The 24,339-nt window shown below is 62.1% G+C and carries 21 protein-coding genes; 11 read left to right on the top strand and 10 right to left on the bottom strand.

What is annotated here, in order from left to right; all coding sequences use genetic code 11:
- Positions 1–54: 54 nt before the first annotated feature.
- The 6 genes from HS968_RS00105 to HS968_RS00080 all read right to left on the bottom strand — a co-directional run bounded on the left by HS968_RS00105 (position 55) and on the right by HS968_RS00080 (position 6,364).
- Positions 55–942, bottom strand: a complete 888-nt coding sequence (locus HS968_RS00105; protein ID WP_119692581.1) for a lysophospholipid acyltransferase — start codon at positions 940–942, stop codon at positions 55–57.
- A 54-nt stretch (positions 943–996) separates the two neighbouring features.
- Positions 997–1,605 (bottom strand): pyridoxamine 5'-phosphate oxidase family protein, encoded by a 609-nt coding sequence (locus HS968_RS00100; protein WP_182369551.1) that lies wholly within the window; start codon positions 1,603–1,605, stop codon positions 997–999.
- Positions 1,602–2,156, bottom strand: a complete 555-nt coding sequence (locus HS968_RS00095) for a DNA-3-methyladenine glycosylase I (protein ID WP_182369550.1) — start codon at positions 2,154–2,156, stop codon at positions 1,602–1,604. The genes HS968_RS00100 and HS968_RS00095 overlap by 4 nt, the downstream gene beginning before the upstream one ends.
- An 89-nt stretch (positions 2,157–2,245) precedes the next feature.
- Positions 2,246–4,687, bottom strand: a complete 2,442-nt coding sequence (locus HS968_RS00090; protein WP_238338896.1) for a TonB-dependent siderophore receptor — start codon at positions 4,685–4,687, stop codon at positions 2,246–2,248.
- A gap of 190 nt (positions 4,688–4,877) precedes the next feature.
- Complete coding sequence (locus HS968_RS00085; RefSeq protein ID WP_238338895.1) at positions 4,878–5,846, bottom strand: FecR domain-containing protein; 969 nt, start codon at positions 5,844–5,846, stop codon at positions 4,878–4,880.
- Positions 5,847–5,848: 2 nt separating this feature from the next.
- A complete protein-coding gene (locus tag HS968_RS00080) occupies positions 5,849–6,364 on the bottom strand; it encodes a sigma-70 family RNA polymerase sigma factor (RefSeq protein ID WP_182369547.1) in 516 nt (171 codons plus the stop codon).
- 163 nt (positions 6,365–6,527) lie between these two features.
- On the opposite strand from HS968_RS00080, the gene glyQ reads away from it, so the two are divergent.
- The 11 genes from glyQ (at position 6,528) to HS968_RS00025 (ending at position 18,107) form a co-directional block, all read left to right on the top strand.
- Positions 6,528–7,475 (top strand): glycine--tRNA ligase subunit alpha, encoded by a 948-nt coding sequence (gene glyQ / locus HS968_RS00075; protein ID WP_119692586.1) that lies wholly within the window; start codon positions 6,528–6,530, stop codon positions 7,473–7,475.
- Positions 7,472–9,526 (top strand): glycine--tRNA ligase subunit beta, encoded by a 2,055-nt coding sequence (gene glyS, locus HS968_RS00070; RefSeq protein ID WP_182369546.1) that lies wholly within the window; start codon positions 7,472–7,474, stop codon positions 9,524–9,526. The genes glyQ and glyS overlap by 4 nt, the downstream gene beginning before the upstream one ends.
- 69 nt (positions 9,527–9,595) lie before the next feature.
- The gene (gene gmhB / locus HS968_RS00065) at positions 9,596–10,126 is read left to right on the top strand and encodes a D-glycero-beta-D-manno-heptose 1,7-bisphosphate 7-phosphatase (RefSeq protein WP_182369544.1); all 531 of its coding nucleotides are present in this window, start codon (positions 9,596–9,598) and stop codon (positions 10,124–10,126) included.
- A gap of 13 nt (positions 10,127–10,139) precedes the next feature.
- Positions 10,140–10,907, top strand: coding sequence for a lysophospholipid acyltransferase family protein (locus HS968_RS00060; protein ID WP_182369542.1), 768 nt, complete (start codon positions 10,140–10,142; stop codon positions 10,905–10,907).
- 271 nt (positions 10,908–11,178) lie between these two features.
- Positions 11,179–11,784 (top strand): CDP-alcohol phosphatidyltransferase family protein, encoded by a 606-nt coding sequence (locus HS968_RS00055; protein WP_182369540.1) that lies wholly within the window; start codon positions 11,179–11,181, stop codon positions 11,782–11,784.
- 26 nt (positions 11,785–11,810) lie between these two features.
- A complete protein-coding gene (locus HS968_RS00050; RefSeq protein ID WP_182369538.1) occupies positions 11,811–13,565 on the top strand; it encodes a bifunctional alpha/beta hydrolase/class I SAM-dependent methyltransferase in 1,755 nt (584 codons plus the stop codon).
- A complete protein-coding gene (locus tag HS968_RS00045; RefSeq protein ID WP_182369536.1) occupies positions 13,565–14,902 on the top strand; it encodes a phosphatase PAP2/dual specificity phosphatase family protein in 1,338 nt (445 codons plus the stop codon). The genes HS968_RS00050 and HS968_RS00045 overlap by 1 nt, the downstream gene beginning before the upstream one ends.
- Positions 14,892–15,326, top strand: coding sequence for a hypothetical protein (locus HS968_RS00040; protein WP_182369534.1), 435 nt, complete (start codon positions 14,892–14,894; stop codon positions 15,324–15,326). The genes HS968_RS00045 and HS968_RS00040 overlap by 11 nt, the downstream gene beginning before the upstream one ends.
- A gap of 10 nt (positions 15,327–15,336) precedes the next feature.
- A complete protein-coding gene (locus HS968_RS00035) occupies positions 15,337–15,960 on the top strand; it encodes a lysophospholipid acyltransferase family protein (protein WP_182369532.1) in 624 nt (207 codons plus the stop codon).
- 1 nt (position 15,961) lies between these two features.
- Complete coding sequence (locus HS968_RS00030) at positions 15,962–16,894, top strand: phosphatidate cytidylyltransferase (protein WP_119692594.1); 933 nt, start codon at positions 15,962–15,964, stop codon at positions 16,892–16,894.
- A 61-nt stretch (positions 16,895–16,955) separates the two neighbouring features.
- A complete protein-coding gene (locus tag HS968_RS00025; protein ID WP_182369530.1) occupies positions 16,956–18,107 on the top strand; it encodes a GGDEF domain-containing protein in 1,152 nt (383 codons plus the stop codon).
- A 57-nt stretch (positions 18,108–18,164) separates the two neighbouring features.
- Here HS968_RS00025 and gyrB read toward each other — a convergent pair whose 3' ends face one another.
- From gyrB to dnaA, 4 genes are read right to left on the bottom strand one after another with little or no spacing between them, the layout of a single operon-like run.
- Positions 18,165–20,585, bottom strand: a complete 2,421-nt coding sequence (gene gyrB, locus HS968_RS00020) for a DNA topoisomerase (ATP-hydrolyzing) subunit B (RefSeq protein ID WP_182369528.1) — start codon at positions 20,583–20,585, stop codon at positions 18,165–18,167.
- A 4-nt stretch (positions 20,586–20,589) separates the two neighbouring features.
- Positions 20,590–21,693, bottom strand: a complete 1,104-nt coding sequence (recF, locus tag HS968_RS00015) for a DNA replication/repair protein RecF (protein WP_182369526.1) — start codon at positions 21,691–21,693, stop codon at positions 20,590–20,592.
- A 13-nt stretch (positions 21,694–21,706) separates the two neighbouring features.
- Positions 21,707–22,810, bottom strand: coding sequence for a DNA polymerase III subunit beta (gene dnaN / locus HS968_RS00010; protein ID WP_106737946.1), 1,104 nt, complete (start codon positions 22,808–22,810; stop codon positions 21,707–21,709).
- A gap of 38 nt (positions 22,811–22,848) precedes the next feature.
- Entirely contained in the window at positions 22,849–24,339 is a 1,491-nt protein-coding gene (gene dnaA, locus HS968_RS00005) for a chromosomal replication initiator protein DnaA (protein WP_182369524.1), read from the bottom strand.

Raw genomic sequence — 24,339 nt, 5'->3', positions numbered from 1 at the left:
GCGCCTTGCAAACGGTAGGGCGCGCCACGCGCACCAGAGCTCACCACAGACGGCTCAGTACCACTTGGCCTCGCCGTCCGGACGCTTCTTGAAGCGCTTCATGCTCCACATGTACTGGCTCGGGTAGTTGCGCACGTAGCGCGACACCACTTCGCTCATCGCCGCCACGCCTTCTTCGACGTTCTCGCTATACATGCCTTCGGGTGCCGCCTCGAGAATCACCTTGTAGCCGCTGCCATCCGGCAGGCGCAGCGCATGCAGGAACACGCCGACCGCCTTGCCGCCGGTGAGCATGCCGGGCACAAACTTGCTGGTCAGCGCGGTGGTGCCAAGAAAGGGCACGAAAACCCCCGACGAGCGGCTCGGCTCCGGGTCGGCTGGAATCCCCACGGCGCCGCCACGGCGTACTTCCTTGATGACGCTGAGGATGCCTTCCTTGGTCGACGGCGCGACGCGGTTGCCCATTTGCACGCGCTGCTGCTGCAGCAGCTCGTCGACGGCCTTGAGCTTCGGCGGACGGTAGAAAATGATCGGTTTGCACTGGTTGCAGTAGAAGTGGTTGAGCACTTCCCAGTTGCCCAGATGGCTGGTGATGCCGACCACGCCCTTGCCGGAGGCCAGTGCCTGTTGCAGCACCTCGAGGCCTTCCACTTCGCGCACCAGCTTGAGCGACTTCTGCGCTGGCCAGATCCAGGCGCAGGCGCTTTCGGTGAGGGTCTTGCCGATGTCCTTGAGGCTTTGCCCGACCAGCTTGTCCAGCTCGGCCTCGTTCAGCTCGGGGAAGCACTTGCTCAGGTTGATGCGCACCACATCGCGCGAGCCGTTCGGCAGCTTCCACATCAGCCAGCCGATGGCATTGCCAACGGCCTGCACCGCACGCCAGGGCAGCAGTGCGAACAGGCGCAGGAAACCGACCACCAGAGCGCCCTTGAGTTTTTCCACGACAGACTCCACCGCTTAGAAAAGCGCCAATTGTAGCGGCGCGTGACGGTACAGTCAGTAAAGGGCCGTGCGAAGCCGTTGCTGCATGTCTCGCTCGTAGGCTTCGATATCGAATTCCTCGTAGATGCAGCGGAAGATATCGCCAGCACTCGGCAGGCTGGCGCGCTCCACCTGGCGTGAGGCATCCCACAGCCCGGAGCGCACCGCCGCCTTGGAGCACTGGAAGTAGCAGCTGTCGATATGGATACGCAGCACACTGCGCGGCAATTTGCCCTGGGCGCGGCCCAGTTCCAGCAGCTCGGGGTCGAGGGAGATCTCGGCGCGACCATTGACCCGCAGGCTCTCGCCAACACCCGGGATCAGGAACAACAACGCCACACGCGGGTTCTCGACGATGTTGCGCAAGCTGTCGATACGGTTGTTGCCAGGGCGATCCGGCAGCAGCAGGGTCTGATCGTCGAGTATCTGCACGAAGCCCGGTGCATCGCCACGCGGCGAGCAGTCCAGACCATCAGGGCCGACGCTGGCCAACACCACGAAGGGCGATGCCTCGATCAATGCGCGATAGGGTTCGATCAGCCGCGGCAATTCCTTGCGCCGCGAGCGTTCGTGGCTTTCGCCGTAGAGTGCCAACAGTTCGTCCAGCGTGGTGATCGTGCTCATGAGCCCTTCAGTTGCGCATAACGGTCGCAGTCGGTGGTGTGATCCATAACCATACCCGTGGCCTGCATGAAGGCATAGCAGATGGTCGGCCCGACGAAGGTGAAACCGAGCTTCTTCAGCGCCTTGCTCATCGCCTCGGCTTCGGGCGTCACCGCCGGCATCAGGCTGCGGTCGCTGAAGTGATTGATCTTCGGCGCGCCGCCAACGAACGACCAGAGCAGCGTCACCGGGTCTTCCAGCTTCAGCCAGGCCTGGGCGTTCTGCCGCACGGCCTTGAGTTTGAGGCGGTTGCGGATGATGCCGGGATCCTGCATCAGCGCCTCGATCTCCTCATCGCTGAGTCGCGCCAGGCGCTCGGGATCGAAACCGTGCAACACCTGGCGATAGCGCTCGCGCTTCTTCAGCACGGTGATCCATGACAGGCCGGCCTGCGCCCCTTCGAGCAACAGCATCTCGAACAGATGACGTGCATCGCGCTGCGGCACGCCCCATTCCTCATCGTGGTAGGCCTGATACAGCGGATCGTCGGTGCACCAGAAGCAGCGGGGCATGGCAGTTCAACCTGGCAGAGAAGACCGGGTGACTATACACCGAATAACTGTATAAAAAACCAGTTACCCAGTCACCCGGAACAGCCCTTTTACAACTCAGGGCTGTAGCGCACGCTGAATACCAAGTTGCGCGGTTCGCCAAAGCTGTTGGCACCCCAGGAGTTGCTGATGTTCTGGTAGTAGCGCTTGTCGAAGACGTTGCTCAAGTTGGCCTGTAGCTGCAGTTCCTCGCTCCAACGATAGCCGACCATCAGGTCGGTCAGGCTGTAGCCGCCCTGTTTCACACCAAGGGACGTATAGGCGCTGCTCTGGGTACGGAAGCCGCCACCCACCGTCCAGTTCTCCAGCTCACCCGGTAGCCGGTAGGTGGTCGACAGCTTGAGCAGGTTGTAGGGCGTATCGCTATCGAAACGATCACCTTTTTCCGCCGTGTTGGTGGCCTTGGTGTATTCGGCCGCAGCATAGGTGTAGCCAGCGACTGCCTGCCAACCCGGTGCCAGCTCGCCGCTCATCTCCAGCTCGATACCACGGGTACGGATTTCCCCGCTAGCTTCGGAGCAGGAAGGAACGCCAGGGTTGCACGCACCTGCCGGGAGGGATTTGGCGAGGTTTTCCTGATCCAGCTGGAACAGCGCGACGCTGGCATTGAGGGCGCCATCGAAGTATTCGCCCTTGATACCGACCTCGTAGTTGGTGCCGGTAACCGGATCAAGCAGGCTGCCCCCGGCATCCTGGGCAGCCTGGGGACGGAAGATGCGCGTACCACTGACATACACCGAGTAGGTGTCATTGAGGTCGTAGATCAGGCCGGCGTAGGGTGTGTACTCACGCGTCGCCTTGTAGTCGTCGCCGAAGCTGTAGATGCCGGATTGGGTCGTCTGGTAGTAGTCGTACCAGTCCAGACGCGCACCGAGGATCAGGCGCAGATCGTCAAGCAGGTTCAGGCGCGTGGTGGTATAGACGCTCGACTGCTCCTCACGACCCACCCGCGACCAGTTGTTGTCGATGGCCGGCTTCGGATACGCCTTGGGGTCGAAGCTGATCGGGTCGATGATCACATCGGTATCGATACCAGGGCCGCCAGGGCCGTCATCGGTATCGTCGCGGCGAAAGCTGGCACCCACCACCAACTCATGAGTAGCGCCGAACAAGGTGAACGGCCCCGTGGCATAGCCGTCGACACTCTTCTGCGTGTGCTGGTAGGAGTAGCGGCCGATATTGAGGTGGTAGTCGTTGCCATCGACATAGATGCTGCCGCCGAGCATTTCCAGGTTGCCCCGCAACCAGGTGCTGTTCAGACGAGCCGTCCAGTCATTGTCGAAACGCTGCTCGATTTCCGCGAATACGCTACGGGTTTCCTTGTTCCAGTAGGTCCAGTCCGGTGCCGTGCGCGCCGAACGGGAGAACGGAAAGAAGGAGCCATCGACCCGGGCCGGCAGACCGTTCCAGTCAGCGCCAGGGTTGTCCTCGCGGTTGAAGTAGCCGCCCAGGGTCAGGGTGGTGCTGCTGCCCAGATCGTATTCGGTGATGCCATAGAGCAGTTGGCGCTTGTTCTCGTAGGCGTCGACGAAGGTGTCGCGATCCTGATAGGCGCCAACGAAGCGGCCACGCACCCGGCCGGACTCGTCCAGCTTGCCGCTGATATCCAGCTCGCTGCGGTAGTCATCCCAGCGTCCGGCGCTGGCGCTGATGGCCAGGCGTGGATCGACCGTAGGCCGCTTGCGCACCAGATTCAGCGTCCCCGAAGGATTGCCGGCGCCGACCATCAGCCCGGAAGCGCCACGCAGCACTTCCACGCGATCGAACATGGCCAGGGTCGAGGTGCCCAGGGTGTCGCTGTCGTAGGCCACCGGCAGACCGTCGATCATGATGTTGTCGATGGCCGCGCCGCGAGCGTAAAACTCCGGGCGCTCACCGCCGGTCTTGCGCAGGGTCAGGCCCGGTGTGTAGTTGGCGATATCCTCGAGCTTCTGCATGTTCTGGTCGTTCATGCGCTGGCGTGTCACCACGGTCACCGACTGCGGAGTCTGGCGCAGCGAGGCCGGCAGTTTGGTACCCACGCTCATGGCACCGGTGGTGTAGGAACCACTGCCCTCAGTGATCGCACCAAGCTGCTGACGGCCACTGACCGTGGTCGCACTCAGTTCCAGCGCGTCCTCCACGCTGCGTTCCACCAGCAGATAACTGCCATCGGCCTGAACCTCGCTGGCCAAGCCGGTGCCAGCCAGAAGTCGTGCGAAACCCTCAACGACGGGATAACTGCCCTGCACTCCCTGGCTACGCTTGCCGGCGGTCAGCCCGGCGTTGGTCGCGATGGGAATCCCGGCCTGGCGCCCGAACTGCCCCAGTGCCTGATCCAGCGGCCCGGCAGCAATATCGAAGGCGATGCTGCGCTGCACACCAGCCGTTTCGCTGGCAAGCAGGGTGGGCGTGTAGATCAGCGGCGCGAAGCCGGCGAGCAGGGCGAAGCCTAGGCGATACGCTGTGGCACTGCGGGTGGCGCGCGCCAGTGCATGAAGGGAGTAGGGCATTTGGCAGACAGTCCGTTCCAGGTTTTAGCCCGCACGATTGGCGGGATTCTTCCCTAGGCCACGCGAGATGGAAAAACCTGCCAAGTAAATGAAAATATTTTTCGTTCGCATCAGTAGGATGCGCCGTGCACACCGAACAAGCACTGCAGTATTCACGGTGCGCACGGCGCGCCCTACGAGAGCATGCTGGCTATGCCGGCACCACCGTCACCCAATATGGCGTGCGGCTCTGCACACGCACCGGCAGACTTTTCTCCAGCATGGCGAGGATGCGCTCGCCATCATCCAGCGGGAACGAGCCGCTCAGGCGTAGATCCGCCACCGCCGGATCGCAACGTAGAATGCCCGGACGATAACGCCCCAGCTCGGCGAGGAAATCCGCCAGGCGCATGCGCTCGGCGATGATGAAGCCATCGGTCCAGGCATTGTTGGCGGCACTGGCCTGCACCGGCTGAGCAACGCCACCCGTATCGATCCGCACACTCCAGCCCTGCTCGACGATGCGCTCGCCTGCCCCGGAACGCGCCGTCGCGGCAACCCGTCCCTGGCTGACGCTAAGCAGCGTTTCGCCATCGCCCTGGCGCACGCTGAAACGGGTGCCCAGCGGGCGCAGGCGCGCCTGCTCGGTCAACACCATAAATGGTCGATCCTGCGCATCACGGGCGGTGAGGATGTCCACCTCGCCATGGCGCAACAGCAACAGGCGACTCTGCGCGTCGAAGCGCACATCCACAGCGCTGCGGGTGTTGAGCCAGATCTGAGAGCCATCGGGCAAACGCTTCTGCACCCGCTCGCCAGTGGCGGTGTGCAGGTCGGCAAGCTGTCCTTGCAGCCAGTAGCTATCACTCATCTGCCAGGCAGCAGTACCGAGCAGGCCCAGGCCAGCCAGGGTCTTCAGTACACGCCGACGATCGACGCTGTGTGGCTGGGCGTTTTCCAGCGCAGCGCGCGCCGCTGGATTGGCAAGCTGGGCCGCTCGCTGCTGAAAGCCGAGCGGGATACCGACCAGACGCTGCCAGGCGCGCTCGTGTTCGCTGTCAGCCTGGCGCCAGCGTTGCAGTTGCTGCTGTTCGTCGGCGCGCATGCAGCCCGATTGCGCCAGGGTGAACCAGGCGATTGCCTGGTCGCGTACGACAGTGGAAATAGGAGCGTCAGCCATCATCACAACGCCTCGAAGCGCGCGGCATAGCAGGCAGTGAAGGCCTTGCGCATGGCCTTCTGCACCTGATCCACGCTCAGCCCCAACTGACCGGCGATCTGTGGATAAGTCAGACCGTCGAGCTGCGAGAGGAAGAATATCTGGCGGATACGCGGCGACAGGCCGTGCAGCAGCGTGTCGATTTCCACCAGGGCCTCGATCAACAGCAGGCGCTCCTCGGGCGAGGGCTCGACCGCCTCCGGCATCGTCGCCAGGGCTTCGATGTAGGCGCGCTCCAGCGCCTGGCGGCGCCAGCGGTTGACCAACAGACTGTTGGCGATGGTGGCGAGAAAGGCCATGGGCTGACGCAAGTCGTGCAGGGTTCGCCGCGACTTGAGAATGCGCATGAAGGTGTCCTGCGCCAGGTCATCGGCATCGGACGCCTCGCCCAGACGTTTGCGCAGCCAACCTTTCAGCCAGCCGTGATGATCCAGATAGAGACGTTCGACGTCCTGCTCGAAGGTGCGCTGGCTGCTCATGGGGTCTTTGACATGGCTACATATGATAATCGTTCTCAAAATAACCAATTCCATCATGACAGCGCAATGCCACCCTGCAAACGCCTGCCGTTGCTGGGTTTGACAGGGTTCGATCAGGTATACTGCGCGGCTTTACGCCAAAGCCTCGACAACGGTGAAACTCGTGAGCCAGACCAAGCCTGCCGTGCGCACCTTCCAGGATCTGATCCTGGCCCTGCAGAACTATTGGGCCGAACAGGGCTGTGTGGTGCTGCAACCCTACGACATGGAAGTGGGCGCCGGCACCTTCCACACCGCCACCTTCCTGCGCGCCGTCGGCCCGGAAACCTGGAATGCTGCCTACGTGCAGCCATCGCGCCGTCCAACCGACGGCCGCTACGGTGAAAACCCCAACCGCCTGCAGCATTACTACCAGTTCCAGGTGGTTCTGAAACCCAACCCGGAGAACTTCCAGGAGCTGTACCTGGGCTCGCTGAAGGCCATCGGCCTCGATCCGGAAGTGCATGACATCCGCTTCGTCGAAGACAACTGGGAATCGCCGACTCTCGGCGCCTGGGGTCTGGGCTGGGAAATCTGGCTCAACGGCATGGAAGTCACCCAGTTCACCTACTTCCAGCAGGTCGGTGGCATAGAGTGCTATCCGGTGACTGGCGAGATCACCTATGGCCTGGAGCGCCTGGCCATGTACCTGCAGGGCGTCGACTCGGTCTACGACCTGATCTGGACCGACGGCCCGTTCGGCACCGTGACCTATGGCGACGTGTTCCACCAGAACGAAGTGGAGCAGTCCACCTACAACTTCGAGCACGCCAACGTCGAGAAGCTGTTCGAGCTGTTCGATTTCTACGAGAGCGAAGCCAATCGTCTGATCGAGCTGGAGCTGCCGCTGCCGACCTACGAGATGGTGCTCAAGGCCTCGCACACCTTCAACCTGCTCGACGCCCGCCGCGCCATCTCGGTGACCGCACGTCAGCAGTACATCCTGCGCGTGCGCACCCTGGCCCGTGCGGTGGCGCAGAGCTACCTGCAGGCACGCGCCAAGCTCGGCTTCCCCATGGCCACCCCCGAACTGCGTGATGAAGTACTGGCCAAGCTGGAGACGCAAGCATGAGTGCACAAGATTTCCTGGTCGAACTGGGCACCGAAGAGCTGCCACCCAAAGCCCTGAAAACTCTCGGTGATGCCTTCCTCGCCGGTATCGAGAAAGGCCTCAAGGCCGCTGGCCTGGGCTACGCCGGCACCCGCGTGTACGCCGCACCACGGCGCCTGGCGGTGCTGGTCGAGCAGCTCGAAGAGCAGCAAGCCGACCGCAGCATGAACCTCGATGGCCCGCCCATCCAGGCCGCCTTCGACGCCGACGGCAATCCGACCCAGGCCGCTCTGGGCTTCGCCCGCAAGTGCGGCGTGGACATCGCCGAGATCGACCGCAGCGGCGCGAAACTGCGCTTCGCCCAGCACATCCCCGGCCAGCCGGCGGTGAACCTGCTGCCGACCATCGTGCAGGACTCGCTGAACGACCTGCCGATCCCGAAACGCATGCGTTGGGCCGCCCGTCGTGACGAGTTCGTGCGCCCGACCCAGTGGCTGGTGATGCTGTTCGGCGACGCCGTGGTCGACTGCGAGATCCTCGCGCAGAAAGCTGGTCGCGTGTCCCGTGGCCACCGCTTCCACGCCAACCGTGACGTGCGCATCAGCAGCCCGGCCAACTACGCCGAAGACCTGCGCAGCGCCTACGTGCTGGCCGACTTCGCCGAGCGCCGTGAGATCATCAGCCGCCGCGTCGACGAACTGGCTGCGGCCGAGCAGGGCAGCGCCATCGTGCCACCGGCTCTGCTGGACGAAGTGACTGCTCTGGTCGAATGGCCAGTGCCGCTGGTCTGCTCCTTCGAGGAGCGCTTCCTGGAAGTGCCGCAGGAAGCGCTGATCAGCACCATGCAGGACAACCAGAAGTACTTCTGCCTGCTGGATGCGAACGGCAAACTGCTGCCGCGCTTCATCACCGTGGCCAACGTCGAGTCCAAGGATCCGGCGCAGATCGTCTCGGGTAACGAGAAAGTGGTGCGTCCGCGCCTGACCGACGCCGAGTTCTTCTTCAAGCAGGACAAGAAGCAGAAGCTCGAAGGCTTCAACCAGCGCCTGGCCAACGTGGTGTTCCAGGCCCAGCTGGGTTCGGTATTTGAAAAAGCCCAACGGGTATCAGCACTCGCCGGCTTCATCGCCCGTGAAGTCGGTGGCGACGCCCAGCGCGCCGCCCGTGCCGGCCTGCTGTCCAAATGCGACCTGGCCACCGAAATGGTTGGCGAATTCCCCGAGATGCAGGGCATCGCCGGCTACTACTACGCGCTCAACGACGGTGAGCCGCAGGACGTCGCCCTGGCGCTGAACGAGCAATACATGCCGCGCGGTGCCGGCGCGGAACTGCCGAGCACCTTGACCGGTGCTGCGGTGGCGGTAGCTGACAAGCTAGATACCCTGGTCGGCATCTTCGGCATCGGCATGCTGCCGACCGGTTCGAAAGACCCTTACGCCTTGCGCCGTGCCGCCCTCGGTGTGCTACGCATCCTGATCGAGAAGGGCCTGGATCTGGATCTGGCCGCCGCGGTCGACTTCGCCGTCGCCCAGTACGCCGGCAAGATCAAGACCGAAGGCCTGGCTGCCCAGGTGCTGGAGTTCATCTTCGACCGCCTGCGTGCGCGCTACGAAGACGAAGGCATCGAAGTGGCCGTGTACCAGGCGGTACGTGCGGTCACTCCGACCTCGCCGCTGGACTTCGACCAGCGCGTGCAGGCCGTTCAGGCCTTCCGCAAGCTGCCGCAGGCCGCTGCCCTGGCCGCCGCCAACAAGCGCGTGTCGAACCTGCTGAGCAAGGCCGAAGGTGGCGTCGCCGCCCAGGTCGAAGCGCACTACTTCGACAACCCCAGCGAGTTCGCCCTGCACGCCGCCATCCAGCAGGCCGACCAGGCTGTACAGCCGCTGGCAGCCGCCCGTCAGTACAACGAAGCGCTGGCCAAGCTGGCCAGCCTGCGCGAGCCGGTGGATGCCTTCTTCGAGGCGGTGCTGGTCAACGCCGAGGATGCGCGCGTGCGCGTCAACCGCTATGCCTTGCTGGCCCGCCTGCGCGCGCTGTTCCTCGGTGTGGCGGACATCTCGGTACTGGGCTGACGCCAGACGCAGGCCGCGAAGGTTTTCGCGGCCTGCGTTCGTTTCCACCTCTGCTTCTGGCGTGGCTGCATGAAACTGCTGATCCTCGACCGCGACGGTGTCATCAACGAAGACTCCGACGCCTATATCAAGACGCTCGACGAGTGGCACCCCATTGCGTCGTCGATCGCCGCCATCGCGCGCCTGTCGAAATCGGGCTGGACAGTGGCCGTGGCCACCAACCAGTCCGGCATTGCCCGCGGTTACTACGACCTGGCAACCCTGGGGTCGATGCACGCGCGTCTGCGCGAGCTGGTGGCGGAGCAGGGTGGCGAGGTCGGCCTGATCGTTTACTGCCCGCACGGACCGGACGACGGCTGTGACTGCCGTAAGCCGAAACCGGGTATGTTGCAGCAGATCGCTGCGCACTACGCCACGGAACTGGCAGGAATCTGGTTCGTTGGTGATAGCAGCGGTGACCTGCAAGCCGCGCTGGCCGTCGATTGTCAGCCTGTGCTGGTAAAAACCGGCAAGGGCGAACGAACCCTGGCCAAGCCACTGCCGCCAGGAACCCTGGTATTCGATGATCTGGCGGCGGTCGCCGATCAACTGCTCTCATAAGGTGTGAAGCTTCATGGCGATCCTGCAGGCATTCAGAGTCACGCTTTTCTACCTGCTGCTGTCGTCCAGCTCGTTCTTCTGGTGCCTGATCAGCCTGCTGGTCGCACCTTTGCTGCCGTTCCGCCAACGCTACCGCTTCGTGGTTCAGGCCTGGTGTAGCTGCGCCGTATGGCTGGCCAAGGTGATCGTCGGTATCCGCTATGACGTGCGTGGCGTGGAGAATATCCCCGAGCGCCCGTGCGTGATCCTCGCCAACCACCAGAGCACCTGGGAAACCTTCTTCCTCTCCGCCTATTTCGAACCGCTCAGCCAGGTGGTCAAACGCGAGCTGTTGCGCGTGCCGTTCTTCGGCTGGGGCATGGCGCTGCTCAAGCCCATCGCCATCGACCGCAGCAACCCCAAGGCCGCGCTCAAGCAATTGGCCAAGCAGGGCGACGAACGCCTCAAGCAGGGCGCCTGGGTACTGGTGTTCCCCGAAGGCACGCGAATTCCGCCCGGCCAGATCGGCAAGTTCTCCCGCGGCGGCACTGCCCTCGCGGTGAACGCCGGTCTGCCGGTACTGCCCATCGCGCATAACGCCGGCGAATTCTGGCCCAAGGCAGGCTGGGGCAAGCGCTCGGGCACCATTCAGGTGATCATCGGCAAGCCCATGTACGCCGAGGGCGAAGGCCCACGTGCCATCGCCGAACTCAACGAGCGAGCCTTCCAGTGGGCCTGCCGGCAGCAGGCCGAGCTGCGCGGTGAAGAGCCGCAGTTGAGCCGTCTGGGCGAAACGGCCTGATCTGTGGATAAGCTGTGCACGAAATACAATCAAATCGCCATCATTGCTTGTATCTAGCTGATTTTCCTGGCGAATCGCCAGCGCTAGGAAAATCCTGCGCCGGGGTATAAGTTGTCGCCTCAGTAGAGCGGGTGCTACCCGCCATCAGCGCTCTGGCGGGTTGCACCCGCCCTATGCATGACCGTCGAAAAATCCGCTTCTACCTCGATGGGTTCACAGTCTCGTTCGCGACAATGGCCGAAGATCGGATCAGTAAAGGGAATTTGCAGCCATGCCATCGATCTACCAGCTCAAACCGGCCTTCCAGAACCTGCTGCGCCCCGGCGTCGAACGCCTCTATTCCCGTGGCGTCACCGCCAATCAGGTCACTCTGAGCGCTGCCGTCGTCTCCGTGCTGCTCGGCGTCCTGCTCGCTGCTTTCAGCCACATTGCCTGGCTGTTCGCCCTGATCCCCCTGTGGATGCTGCTGCGCATGGCACTGAACGCCGTCGACGGCATGCTCGCGCGCGAGTTCGGTCAACAATCGAAGCTGGGCGCCTATCTCAACGAGCTCTGCGACGTGATCGCCGACAGCGCGCTGTACCTGCCCTTCGCTCTCGTGGCAGGCGTCTCGCCGCTGCTGGTGATTGTTGTTGTGCTGCTGGCGGTGATCAGCGAATACGCCGGCGTGCTTGGCCCCATGGTCGGCGCCTCTCGCCGCTATGACGGGCCGATGGGCAAGAGCGATCGCGCCTTCTGCTTCGGCGTGCTCGGTGCAGGCGTCGCCACCGGTCTGCTCACGGCCCTATGGATCAATTCCCTGCTGGCTGTGGTCTTAGCACTGCTGCTCTATACCCTCTATAACCGCGTTCGCCATGGGTTGGCCGAAACGGCCTGAGCCCTCTCAAGGAATAAGGAGATTCCATGCGCCCCGTCCAACTGCATACCTTTGCCACCCACGACGGCGTCGAACTGAGCTATCGCCACTGGCCGGCGACTGCGCCTGCCGATGGCCCGCGCCAAGCGGTGCTGTTGTTCCACCGCGGCCACGAACATGGCGGGCGCATGGCTCATCTGGTGGATGAGCTGGAGCTGCCGCACTGCGACTTCTTCGCCTGGGATGCCCGTGGCCACGGGCTGTCGCCCGGTGCACGCGGTGACAGCCCAAGCTTTGCCACCAGCGTGCGCGACGTGCAGACCTTCATCGAGCACATCGGCAGCCAGCACGACATCGCCGAGGAGGATCTGGCCGTCGTGGCGCAAAGCGTCGGCGCGGTGATCATTTCCACCTGGGCTCACGACTATGCGCCCAAGGTGCGCTGCCTGGTGCTCGCCTCGCCGGCGTTCAAGGTCAAGCTCTACGTGCCTTTCGCCCGCCCCGGTTTGAAGCTGCTGCACGCCTGGCGCGGCAACTTCTTCGTCAACAGCTACGTCAAGGCGCGTTTCCTCAGCCACGATCCCGAGCGTATCGCCTCCTTCGAGAACGACTCGCTGATCGCCCGGCCCATCTCGGTAACCATGTTGCTCGGCCTGTACGAGGCCGCTGACCGTATCGTCGCCGACGCCCAGGCGATCCAGGTGCCAACGCAACTGCTGATCTCCGGTGCCGACTTCGTCGTCCATCGCAAGCCGCAGGAAGACTTCTTCGAGCGCCTCGGTAGCCTGCGCAAGGAAAAGCACCTGCTACCGGGTTTCTTCCATGACACCCTCGGCGAACGCGACCGTGCCCATGCGCTGAGCCGCGCACGGCGCTTTATCCTGCGCAACTTCGAGGAGCCAGTAGCACGGCCGTCACTGCTCGATGCCGATCGTCTGGGCGCCACCTGCGCCGAGGCCGAGGAGTTGGCCGCGCCGCTGCCGAAAAATTCGCTGCGCGACCTCTACTGGCGCGCCACCCGTGCAGGCATGCGCCTGGGCAGCAGTTTGTCGGCCGGGGTGAAGCTGGGCTTCGACACCGGTTTCGACTCCGGCAGCACCCTCGATTACGTCTACCGCAACCAGCCCACCGGCAAGGGCGCACTGGGCCGGTTGATCGACCAGAACTACCTGGACTCCATCGGCTGGCGCGGCATTCGTCAACGCAAGCTGCACGCCGAAGAACTGCTGCGCCTGGCCATGAGCAAACTGCGCGAGACGGACAGAGCCGTGCGCATCGTCGATATCGCCGCCGGCCATGGCCGCTACATCCTCGAATCGCTGGAGGGCCAGCAGCAGCGGCCCGACTCGATCCTGCTGCGCGACTACAGCGACATCAACGTGCGCGACGGCAATGCACTGATCCAGCAGAAGGGCCTGGGCGACATCGCCCGCTTCGTCAAAGGCGACGCCTTCGACCGCGAGGATCTCGCCGCGCTGGAGCCGAAACCGACCCTGGCGGTGGTATCCGGCCTGTATGAACTGTTCGGTAGCAACCAGATGGTCGGCGACTCGCTGGCCGGTCTGGCAGCTGCAGTCGAGGAGGGCGGTTACCTGGTTTATACCGGCCAACCCTGGCACCCGCAGCTGGAACTGATCGCCCGCGCCCTTACCAGCCACCGCGATGGCCAGGCCTGGGTCATGCGCCGGCGTAGCCAGGCGGAGATGGATCAGTTGGTAGAAGCGGCCGGTTTCCGCAAGGTGGCGCAGCGCATCGACCAATGGGGCATCTTCAGCGTGTCTCTGGCACAACGGGTGAAGTGATGGACAGCGCCCGCGAACCAGGCTTGTGGAAGCGCGGCGTACTCTGGCTGCTGTTGCTCGGCCCGCTGTTCTTCGCCAGCTATGGCTTCGCCAACTGGTTTACCGGACAGCGCGATGACGTCGGCAGCCTGGTCTTCGCCTGGGAGCCGCAAGTACCGCTCTGGCCCTGGACTATCGTGCCGTATTGGTCGATCGACTTGCTCTATGGTCTGTCCTTCCTGTTACCGGCCTGTCGCCGCGAGATGGATCGCCACGCCCTGCGCCTGCTTGCCGCACAGGTGATCTGCGTCTCCTGCTTCCTGCTCTGGCCACTGCGCTTCACCTTCGAACGGCCGGCGCTGGACGGCACTTTCGGCATGATGTTCGACGTGCTGATGGGCTTCGACAAACCCTTCAACCAGGCGCCCTCACTGCATATCACGCTGCTGGTGATCATCTGGGCGATGTTCGCCAATCAAACCCGTGGCCTGTTCTGGCGCGGCCTGCTGCATCTGTGGATGGCATTGATCGGTATTTCCGTGCTGACGACCTGGCAGCATCACTTCATCGACGTACCCACCGGCTTGCTGGCCGGCTTCTTCTGTCTCTGGCTGCTGCCTCTGCAAGGCGAGACGCCGCTGCAGCAGATCCGCCTGGCCAGCGATCCGCGACGTTGGCGCCTGGCGCTGCGCTACAGCCTCGGCGCGCTGCTGTGCACAGCACTGGCCGTCAATCTGGGTGGCGCCTGGCTGTGGTTGTTCTGGCCGGCCATTGCCCTGGCGATGGTCGCGCTCAACTACCTGCTGTTCGGTGCTGGCGGCTTCCAGAAGCAGGCCAACGGGCGCCTCAGTCCGGCCGCCATGGTCTTGCTCGCGCCCTACCTGCTCGGCGCCTGGGTCAATTCGCGGCTGTGGACATACCGCCAGCCACAGCCTAGCCAGGTCGTGGAAGGCATATACCTTGGCCGCCTGCCCGCTACGGGGGATCTCGATCACTACGTGGCCCTGGTCGACCTCTGTGCCGAACTGCCGTTGCAGCGCACGCCACAGCACTATTGCAGCCTGCCATCCCTTGATCTGGTAGCGCCCGACAAACTCACCTGCCAACGCGCTGCAGAAGCCATCGAGCGCCTGCGTCATCACGGCCCACTACTGGTGTGCTGTGCACTCGGTTACTCGCGTAGCGCCACTGCCGTGGCGGCCTGGCTGCTGTATAGCGGTCGCTGCCAGAGCGTGGAAGCAGCCGTGGATTTGATTCGCCAGAGGCGCCCTCAGGTCGTGCTCGGTCCACAGCATCTGGCCGCCCTGCAAAGCATGCTCGATGCCCAACCGAGGCTGGAGGTCGCTCATGCAGGCTGATCTGCTGCTGGTTGCGTCGCTGTTGCGACGTGGCCGCAACCTTGATCATTTCTCCAGTGCGCTTAGCCTGGTCGCAGTGGTCTTCGGCCTATCGCCATTGCTCGGCGCACCAGGCAGCCTGGCCTTGGCGCTGCTCTGCGCGCTGCTGCTGATCGCGGGCCTGGCCGAAAAATACTGGGCGCTACGCGTGGCGCTGGACGCAGAGCTATTCCAGCACCTGGCCGCAGCCGAAGAACAACTGGAGACACAGACCCAGGCTCTGGATCAGGCGCTGCAACGTCTGGGCCTGCAGGCTGGGGAGCAGGGTGGTCGTCCCTGGATCTCGCGCGGCCAGGGCGCACTGGGCCTGCTGCGCAAGCAAGTGCTCTGCCTTCTACTGCAGGCCGTGATCGTGCTGCTCGGGATTTTCATAGTTCTCGCTTAAAGGAGTCACCATGCTCGCCGCATTGACCGCTTTCGCCATCACCTCAGCGGCTCGACTGCTGACCGGTGCCCGCGCCTTGTGGCTCGGTAGCACCGCACAGGCCACTCAGCGCCTGTACTACGCCAACCACAGCAGCCATGGCGATTTCGTCCTGCTCTGGGCCTCGCTACCGCCCGAGTTGCGTAAGCGCACCCGGCCAGTGGCAGGCGTCGACTACTGGCAGAAGCCTGGCGTGCGCAGCTTTTTGATCAACCGGGTGTTCAACGGCGTGCTGATAGACCGCGAGCGCAAGGAGGAAGGCACCAATCCGCTACAACCAATGCTCGATGCGCTGGAAAACGGCGACTCGCTGATCATCTTCCCCGAGGGTACGCGTAACCTCGGCGACGAGCCGTTGCTGCCCTTCAAGAGCGGTCTTTACCACCTCGCCCAGGCGCGCCCGGATGTCGAACTGGTGCCGGTATGGATAGCCAACCTCAACCGGGTCATGCCAAAGGGCAGGGCGCTACCGCTGCCACTGCTGTGCACGCTGAGCTTCGGCGCCGCACTGGAGCCCATCGAGGGGGAGGGCAAGGACGCCTTCCTGGAACGCGCGCGTAACGCCCTGCTGGCACTGGCACCCGAGGAGGCCTGAGATGGATCGCAATACTCTGCTGTTATTCGCCGGTATCGGTGCCCTGCTGCTGCTGGCCAGTCTGGTCGGTTTCATCCTCAAGCGGCGCAGTGGCGATCAGCCCAACCCGGTGATCGACAACCTCAACGCGCGAATCAACGCCTGGTGGGTGATGGTGCTGGTGATCGGCATCGCTTTCCTGTTCGGCAACAACGGCGTGATCCTGCTGTTCTACTTCGTGTCGTTCTACGCCCTGCGCGAATTCATGACCCTGACGCCAACCCGACGCAGCGATTACCCGGCGTTGGTAGCGGCCTTCTACTTCGCCCTGCCGATGCAGTACCTGCTGATCGCCCTGGGCTGGTACGGCCTGTTCGCCATCTTCATCCCGGTCTACCTGTTCCTGCTGCTGCCGATCCTCGCCTCGCTGGGCGGTGACACCACCCGCTATCTGGAGCGTGCGGCCAAGGTGCAGTGGGGGCTGATGATCGCCGTGTACTGCATCTCCTCGGTACCGGCGCTGCTGACCCTGGACATCCCCGGCTACGAGGGGCGCAACCTGCTGCTGATCGCCTGGCTGATCATCGTCGTACAGCTCTCCGACGTACTGCAGTACGTGTGCGGCAAACTGTTCGGCAAGCACAAGATCGCGCCGAATCTATCGCCCTCGAAGACCGTGGAAGGTTTTGTCGGTGGCGTCGCCCTAGCCACACTGATCGGCGCCCTGCTGTGCTGGATCACCCCGTTCGCCTTCTGGCAGGCGGCTCTGTTCGCCCTGCTGGTGTGCATACTCGGCTTCGCTGGTGGCCTGGTCATGTCGGCGATCAAGCGCGACCGTGGGGTGAAGGACTGGGGCCATATGATCGAAGGCCACGGCGGCATGTTGGATCGGTTGGACTCGGTATGCTTCGCCGCGCCGGTGTTCTTCCATATGGTGCGCTACTGGTGGGCCTGATGTAGTTCGTCAGACCCGGATTACACTAGAGTAAGAGAACCCTCAGAACAAAAAGACCGACATGATCGCCCATACCCAGACGCTGTTCGGAGCCGTCGCACTGGTCGCCGTGATCATGGGCAGTTGCTTGATACTGGTCGGTCAATTGCGCCACCGCGACGGCATGCTCACCACCGGCCTGGGCATGCTCTCGCACTCGCTGGCCTATATCGGCTTCACCCTGTTCGGCCAGGTCTCGATGTGGATCACCTACGTCCTCGCCAACGTGCTGCTGTCCACGGCGCTGTCGTTCTATACGGTAAGCCTGCCGCTGATTCATGCCCGTCGTCCACCATGGCGGCTGGCATTTGCCTTCCCGCTGTTGCTCGGCGTGCTTCTCAGCCTGTTGATCGACACCCAGGAACCACGCCAGTTGGTGGCCTGTGTGCTGCTGTTCACCCAATGCCTGGTGATCCTCCATCTGAGCCGTCTACATGCCGTGGCGGGAGGGCGTGCCCACCGTGTACTGATGATCGGCGCTGGCATCAGCCTGTTTGGGTTGGGTATTCGCGTGGTGGTGATTCTCAGCGGTGCACCGACAGAGATGCATTACGATGTCAGCAACCTGAAACAGACCGTTTCCGTAGCCATCGGCGCCGCCACCATCATCATGTTGTCTTTCGGCCTTGTGCTGCTGTCGCGCGAACGTATCGAGTCGGAGCTACGCCAGACCGCCCTGCGCGACACCCTGACCGGCATACCCAATCGCCTGGCAATACTCGAGCAGCTCGCCGATGAACTCGAACGCGCTCGTCGTCAACGCATACCTCTTTCCATCGCCATGCTCGACCTGGATCACTTCAAACAGATCAACGACAGCTACGGCCACCTGATCGGCGACGCCGTGCTCATGCATTGCGCGGATCACCTGCAGCAGCGTCTACGTCGCAATGACAGCATCGGCCGTTATGGAGGAGAGGAGTTTCTGTTGATTCTGCCTGGCACTGACGCCAGCGGTGCCCTGGAGCTGGTCGATCAGCTCCGACAGTCGCTCACCCAACACCCGGCTCAGGGAGAAGGCCACGTCATCGCCTTGAGCTTCAGCGCGGGCGTGCACGGCCTGACGCCCGCTGAGCACGACGATGTCACCAGTATGCTGCTCAAGGCCGACAAGGCCCTTTATGCGGCCAAACATGCAGGCCGTAATACGCAGATGCTGGCTGCCACGAGCTAAAACGCGCCCATGAAAAAACGGGCCACAAGGCCCGTTTTTTCGACTTGCAGAACGTGATCAGAAGTCCAGGTTCGACACCGCCAGGGCGTTGGACTCGATGAAGTCGCGACGCGGCTCCACGGCATCGCCCATCAGGGTGTTGAAGATCTGATCCGCTGCGATGGCGTCCTCGATGGTCACCTTGAGCATGCGACGCACTTCCGGATCCATGGTGGTTTCCCACAGCTGATCCGGGTTCATCTCGCCGAGACCTTTGTATCGCTGGATGCTGTGACGCTTGGTGCTCTCGGTCATCAGCCAGTCCAGCGCTTCCTTGAAGCTGCTAACCGGCTTCTTGCGCTCGCCACGCTGTACGTAGGCACCTTCTTCCAGCAGGTTGTTCAACTGATTGCCAAGAGTAGTGACGGTCTTGTAATCGTTGCTGGCGAAGAAATCACGGTTGAACGTGGTGTAGCTGGAGAGACCGTGGGACTTGATCTCAACCTCAGGCAACCACAGGTGACGCTCGCGGTCTTCACGCAGGTTGGCAGTGTAGGTCTGGCCAGATTTCTCGACCGCCTTCAGGCGTGCACTGAAACCGACCAGCCAGTTATCCATGAAGGCCTGATCAGCGAGTTGCTCCACCGAAACGCTCGGCAGATAGACGAAATGCTCGGTGATGTCCTTGGGATAGACACGCGACAGTCGATCCAGGGTCTTCATGACGCCACGGTATTCGCCCACGAGCTTTTCCAGCGCTTCGCCGGACAGGCCAGGGGCATTCTCGTTAACGTGCAGGCTGGCGTCCTCCAGGGCCGACTGGGTCATGTATTCATCCATGGCCTCGTCATCCTTGATGTACTGCTCCTGCTTGCCTTTCTTGACCTTGTACAGCGGCGGCTGGGCGATGTAGATGTAGCCGCGCTCGACCAGCTCCGGCAACTGACGGAAGAAGAAGGTCAGCAACAGGGTACGGATGTGCGAACCGTCGACGTCAGCATCGGTCATGATGATGATGTTGTGGTAACGCAGCTTGTCGATGTTGTACTCCTCACGGCCGATACCGCAACCGAGCGCAGTGATCAGCGTGCCGACTTCCTGAGAGGAAATCATGCGATCAAAACGCGCGCGTTCGACGTTGAGGATCTTGCCCTTGAGCGGCAGGATCGCCTGGGTCTTGCGGTTACGGCCCTGCTTGGCAGAACCGCCCGCGGAGTCACCCTCCACTATGTAGAGTTCGGACAACGCCGGGTCTTTTTCCTGGCAGTCAGCCAGCTTGCCTGGCAGGCCGGCGATGTCCAGCGCACCTTTGCGGCGGGTCATTTCACGGGCCTTGCGCGCGGCTTCACGGGCACGGGCAGCGTCGATCATCTTGCCGACCACAGCCTTGGCTTCGTTCGGGTTTTCCAGCAGGAAGTCGGCGAAGTACTTGCCCATTTCCTGCTCGACCGCAGTCTTCACCTCGCTCGATACCAGTTTGTCCTTGGTCTGCGAGCTGAATTTCGGATCCGGAACCTTGACCGAAATGATCGCGGTCAGGCCTTCACGGGCATCATCGCCGGTGGTGGCGACCTTGAATTTCTTCGCCAGTCCTTCCTGCTCGATGTAGTTGTTCAGGTGACGGGTGAGGGCAGAGCGGAAGCCTGCCAGGTGCGTACCACCGTCACGCTGCGGAATGTTGTTGGTGAAGCAGAGGATGTTCTCGTTGAAGCTGTCGTTCCACTGCAGAGCGACTTCCACACCGACGCCATCTTCTTCGCGCTGGATGTTGAAGTGGAATACCTGGTTCACCACGGTCTTGTTGGTGTTGAGAAACTCGACGAAAGCCTTCAGGCCGCCTTCGTACTTGAAGAGTTCTTCCTTGCCGGTACGTTCGTCACGCAGCAGGATACCCACACCAGAGTTGAGGAAGGACAGTTCGCGCAGGCGCTTGGCCAGGATGTCCCAGCTGAAGTGGATGTTGGCGAAAGTCTCTTCGGACGGTTTGAAGTGGATCTGCGTACCGGTGCCGTCGGTATCGCCGACAGCGGCCAAAGGCGCTTGCGGAACACCGTGCACGTAGGTCTGTTCCCAGATCTTGCCGCTACGGCGGATGGTCAGTACCAGCTCCTTGGAGAGGGCGTTCACCACCGAGACACCCACGCCGTGCAGGCCGCCGGATACCTTGTAGCTGTTATCGTCGAACTTACCGCCGGCGTGCAGCACGGTCATGATGACCTCGGCAGCCGATACGCCTTCTTCTTTATGCATGTCGACCGGAATGCCACGGCCGTTGTCACGCACGCTGATCGACTCATCCGGGTGGATGGTGATGGTGATTTCGCTGCAGTAGCCTGCCAGTGCTTCGTCGATCGAGTTGTCGACCACCTCGAACACCATGTGGTGCAGACCGCTACCATCATCGGTATCGCCGATGTACATACCGGGACGTTTGCGTACGGCATCCAGGCCTTTCAGTACCTTGATACTGGAAGAGTCGTACGTTTGGTTCTCGCTCATGCCTTCACTCCCGATGGTCTTGGGTCTGGGTGATACGGCCATGTTCCACGTGGAACATGGCAACCGGCGTATCCGTCTGCCAGCCTTCCCTCAACAATTCATGATCTACACAGGTGATAAACACCTGGCAGTACAAATCTTCCAGCAACCGGCACAGTGCCTGACGATGCTGCTCATCCAGTTCCGACGGTAGGTCGTCCACCAGATAAATACATTGGCCTCGCTTGGCTTCGTTGACCAAGTGGCCCTGGGCGATGCGCAATGCACACACCACGAGTTTCTGCTGCCCCCGCGACAGGATCTCTGCCGCGTTGTGCCCCGCAAGGCGTAACCGTAGATCGGCGCGCTGTGGCCCAGCTTGTGTATGCCCGAGTTGCTGATCACGGAGAAGGGAAGAAGCGAGCACTTCGCTCAACTCACGATCCTTGTCCCAACCGCGGTAATAACTCAGGGTCAGTCCATCCAGCTGCAAAAGCTCGCCGAGCGTACGCTCGAACACCGGTTTGAGTGCCTGTATATAGGCCCTGCGGTAGGTGTCGATTTCCTCGCTCGCACTGCACAACTCACGATCCCACGCGGCTTGCGAAGCACCGTCAAGTGTACCATGGCGCAGCCACGAGTTCCGCTGCCGCAGGGCTTTCTGCAAGCGCTGCCAGGCACCTAGAAAGCGATGTTCCACGTGGAACACGCCCCAATCGAGAAACTGCCGGCGAATCTTCGGCGCACCTTCCAGCAAACGAAAACTGTCCGGATTGATCAGTTGCAGTGGCAACAGATCAGCCAGCTGGGCGGCGCTACGTGCGTTCTGTCCATCGATACGAATTTGCAACTCGCCCTGACGATCGCGGGAAATTCCCAAATTGCTCGAACCACCTTCAGCCAACTGCACCTGGCCAAAAATGGTACAGGCAGGCTGCTCGTAATGAATGACAGGCTGCAAGCGGGTACTGCGGAAGGAGCGGGCCAAGCCCAGAAGATGGACGGCCTCGAGCAAGCTGGTCTTGCCGCTGCCATTGGCGCCGTAGAGGATGTTGATGCGGGAGGAGGGGGAGAGGGTCACCGGGTGCAAATTGCGCACCGCGGTGACCGTTACGCGGGTCAGCGACATCTAGCAGGTTCGATCACAGGCGCATCGGCATGACGACGTATGCGGAATCGTCGTTGTCGGATTCCTGCAGCAGAGCACTGCTGTTCGAGTCGGAAAGAATCAGACGCACCTGCTCGGTACCCATCACGCCCAGCACGTCGAGCAGATAACTGACGTTGAAACCGATCTCCAGACCGCCACCGTTATAGTCGACGACGATTTCTTCCTCGGCCTCTTCCTGCTCCGGGTTGTTGGCCTGAATCTTCAGCAGACCGGCAGCCAGGGTCAGACGAATACCACGGTACTTCTCGTTGGAAAGAATCGCGGTGCGGCTGAAGGCTTCACGCAGGCCCTGACGATCAGCCAGTACCAGCTTGTCGCCGCCACGTGGCAACACGCGCTCGTAGTCCGGGAACTTGCCGTCGACCAGTTTGGAGGTGAAGGTGAACTCACCGGTGTTGGCACGGATATGGTGTTGGCCCAGCACGATGGCGACTTCGGCATCCTGCTCGGTGAGCAGACGAGCCAGTTCGAGAATACCCTTGCGCGGCACGATCACCTGATGCTTGCCATCCTGCTGGATGGTCGCGTCCATCGAGCACATCGCCAGACGATGGCCGTCGGTAGCCACGGCGCGCAACAGGCCGGTTTGGACTTCCAACAGCATGCCGTTGAGGTAATAGCGAACATCCTGCTGCGCCATGGCAAAGCTGGTGCGCTCGATCAGACGACGCAATTTGGCTTGCGGCAGATTGAACGTCAGCGAGCCCGGACCTTCCTCGACAGTCGGGAAGTCATTGGCAGGCAGCGTCGACAAGGTAAAACGGCTACGACCAGCTTTGACCAGCAGCTTCTGGTCATCGACACGAATGTCGATCAGCGCGTCAGATGGCAGGCTCTTGCAGATGTCCATCAGCTTACGCGCCGGCACGGTGATCTCGCCCGGTTCGGCGGCATCTTCCAGAGTGACACGGCCAACCAGTTCGACTTCCAGGTCAGTACCGGTAAGCGACAGCTGCTGGCCTTCGACGACCAGCAGGACGTTGGACAATACCGGCAGCGTCTGGCGTCGTTCCACGACACCGGCGACCAGTTGCAGGGGTTTCAACAGGGCTTCGCGTTGAATGGTGAAATGCATGGTCTAGTCCCTTGCCTCGTGGAGCTGCATTGAATGAATCAGGTAGTGAGTGTACGCAGCAGGTTCTTGTAATCCTCGCGGATGTCCGCGTCGGATCCCCTAAGTTCAGCAATCTTACGACATGCGTGCAACACCGTGGTGTGATCACGACCGCCGAAGGCCACACCGATTTCCGGCAGGCTGTGATTGGTCAGTTCCTTCGACAACGCCATGGCCACCTGACGGGGGCGCGCGATGGAGCGCGAACGCCGCTTGGAAAGCAGATCGGTGATCTTGATCTTGTAGTACTCGGCGGTGGTGCGCTGAATATTATCGATGCTGACCAGCTTGTCCTGCAGGGCCAGCAGATCCTTGAGCGACTCGCGAATCAGCTCGATGGTGATGTCGCGGCCCATGAAGTGCGAGTGAGCGATCACGCGTTTCAGCGCACCTTCCAGCTCACGCACGTTGGAGCGAATGCGCTGAGCGATGAAGAACGCGGCATCGTGCGGCAGATCGACCTTGGCCTGATCGGCCTTCTTCATCAGGATCGCTACACGGGTTTCCAACTCGGGCGGCTCGACCGCCACGGTCAGGCCCCAACCGAAGCGCGACTTCAAACGCTCTTCCAGGCCTTCGATTTCCTTCGGGTAACGGTCGCTGGTGAGAATCACCTGCTGACCACCCTCGAGCAACGCGTTGAAGGTATGGAAGAACTCCTCCTGGGAGCGCTCCTTCTTGGCGAAGAATTGAATATCGTCGATCAGCAGCGCATCCACCGAGCGGTAGAAACGCTTGAATTCGTTGATGGCATTGAGCTGCAGCGCCTTGACCATGTCAGCGACGAAACGCTCGGAATGCAGGTAGACCACCTTGGCATTCGGGTTCTTCGCCAACAGATGGTTGCCCACCGCGTGCATCAGGTGGGTCTTACCCAAGCCGACGCCACCATACAGGAACAACGGGTTGTAACCGTGCTTGGGGTTGTCCGCCACCTGCCAGGCCGCCGCGCGGGCCAACTGGTTCGACTTGCCCTCGACGAAGTTGTCGAAAGTAAAGGTACGGTTGAGGTAGCTGGTGTGCTTGAGGCCACCTTCAACCTGCACGGTGCGCTCAGTACGAGGCGCAACCGCAGGCGTCGGCGGTTGCGGCGCAGAACCGGCCATGGAATCGAAGCTGGCACGTGACGGCTCTTCCTGCACAGGAGGAGGCACGGGCTTGGTGGCTGCGAGACTTTGTTGTGGCTGTTGCTGAGCAGCTCGCGCTGCAGCCGACAGCGGCGCCGTCGGCGCGACACGTGCAGCAGCGGTGCGCTTACTTCCTATTAATAAGGAAAGCGCCGGCACCAGACCTCCCGCTCTCTCGGCAAGCAGCTCGAGCAGACGGCTGAGGTATTTCTCATTGACCCAGTCGAGAACGAAACGATTGGGTGCGTAGACACGCAGCTCGTCGCCTTCGGCTTCGACCTGCAGAGGACGGATCCAGGTGTTGAATTGCTGAGCGGGCAATTCGTCGCGCAAGAGCTCGACGCATTGCTGCCATAGTTCCAC

This window comes from Pseudomonas berkeleyensis, assembly GCF_014109765.1.
GTDB lineage: Bacteria > Pseudomonadota > Gammaproteobacteria > Pseudomonadales > Pseudomonadaceae > Aquipseudomonas > Aquipseudomonas berkeleyensis.
The sequence above is the reverse complement of the archived record's forward strand: the minus strand, read 5'-3'. Positions and strand labels throughout refer to the sequence as shown.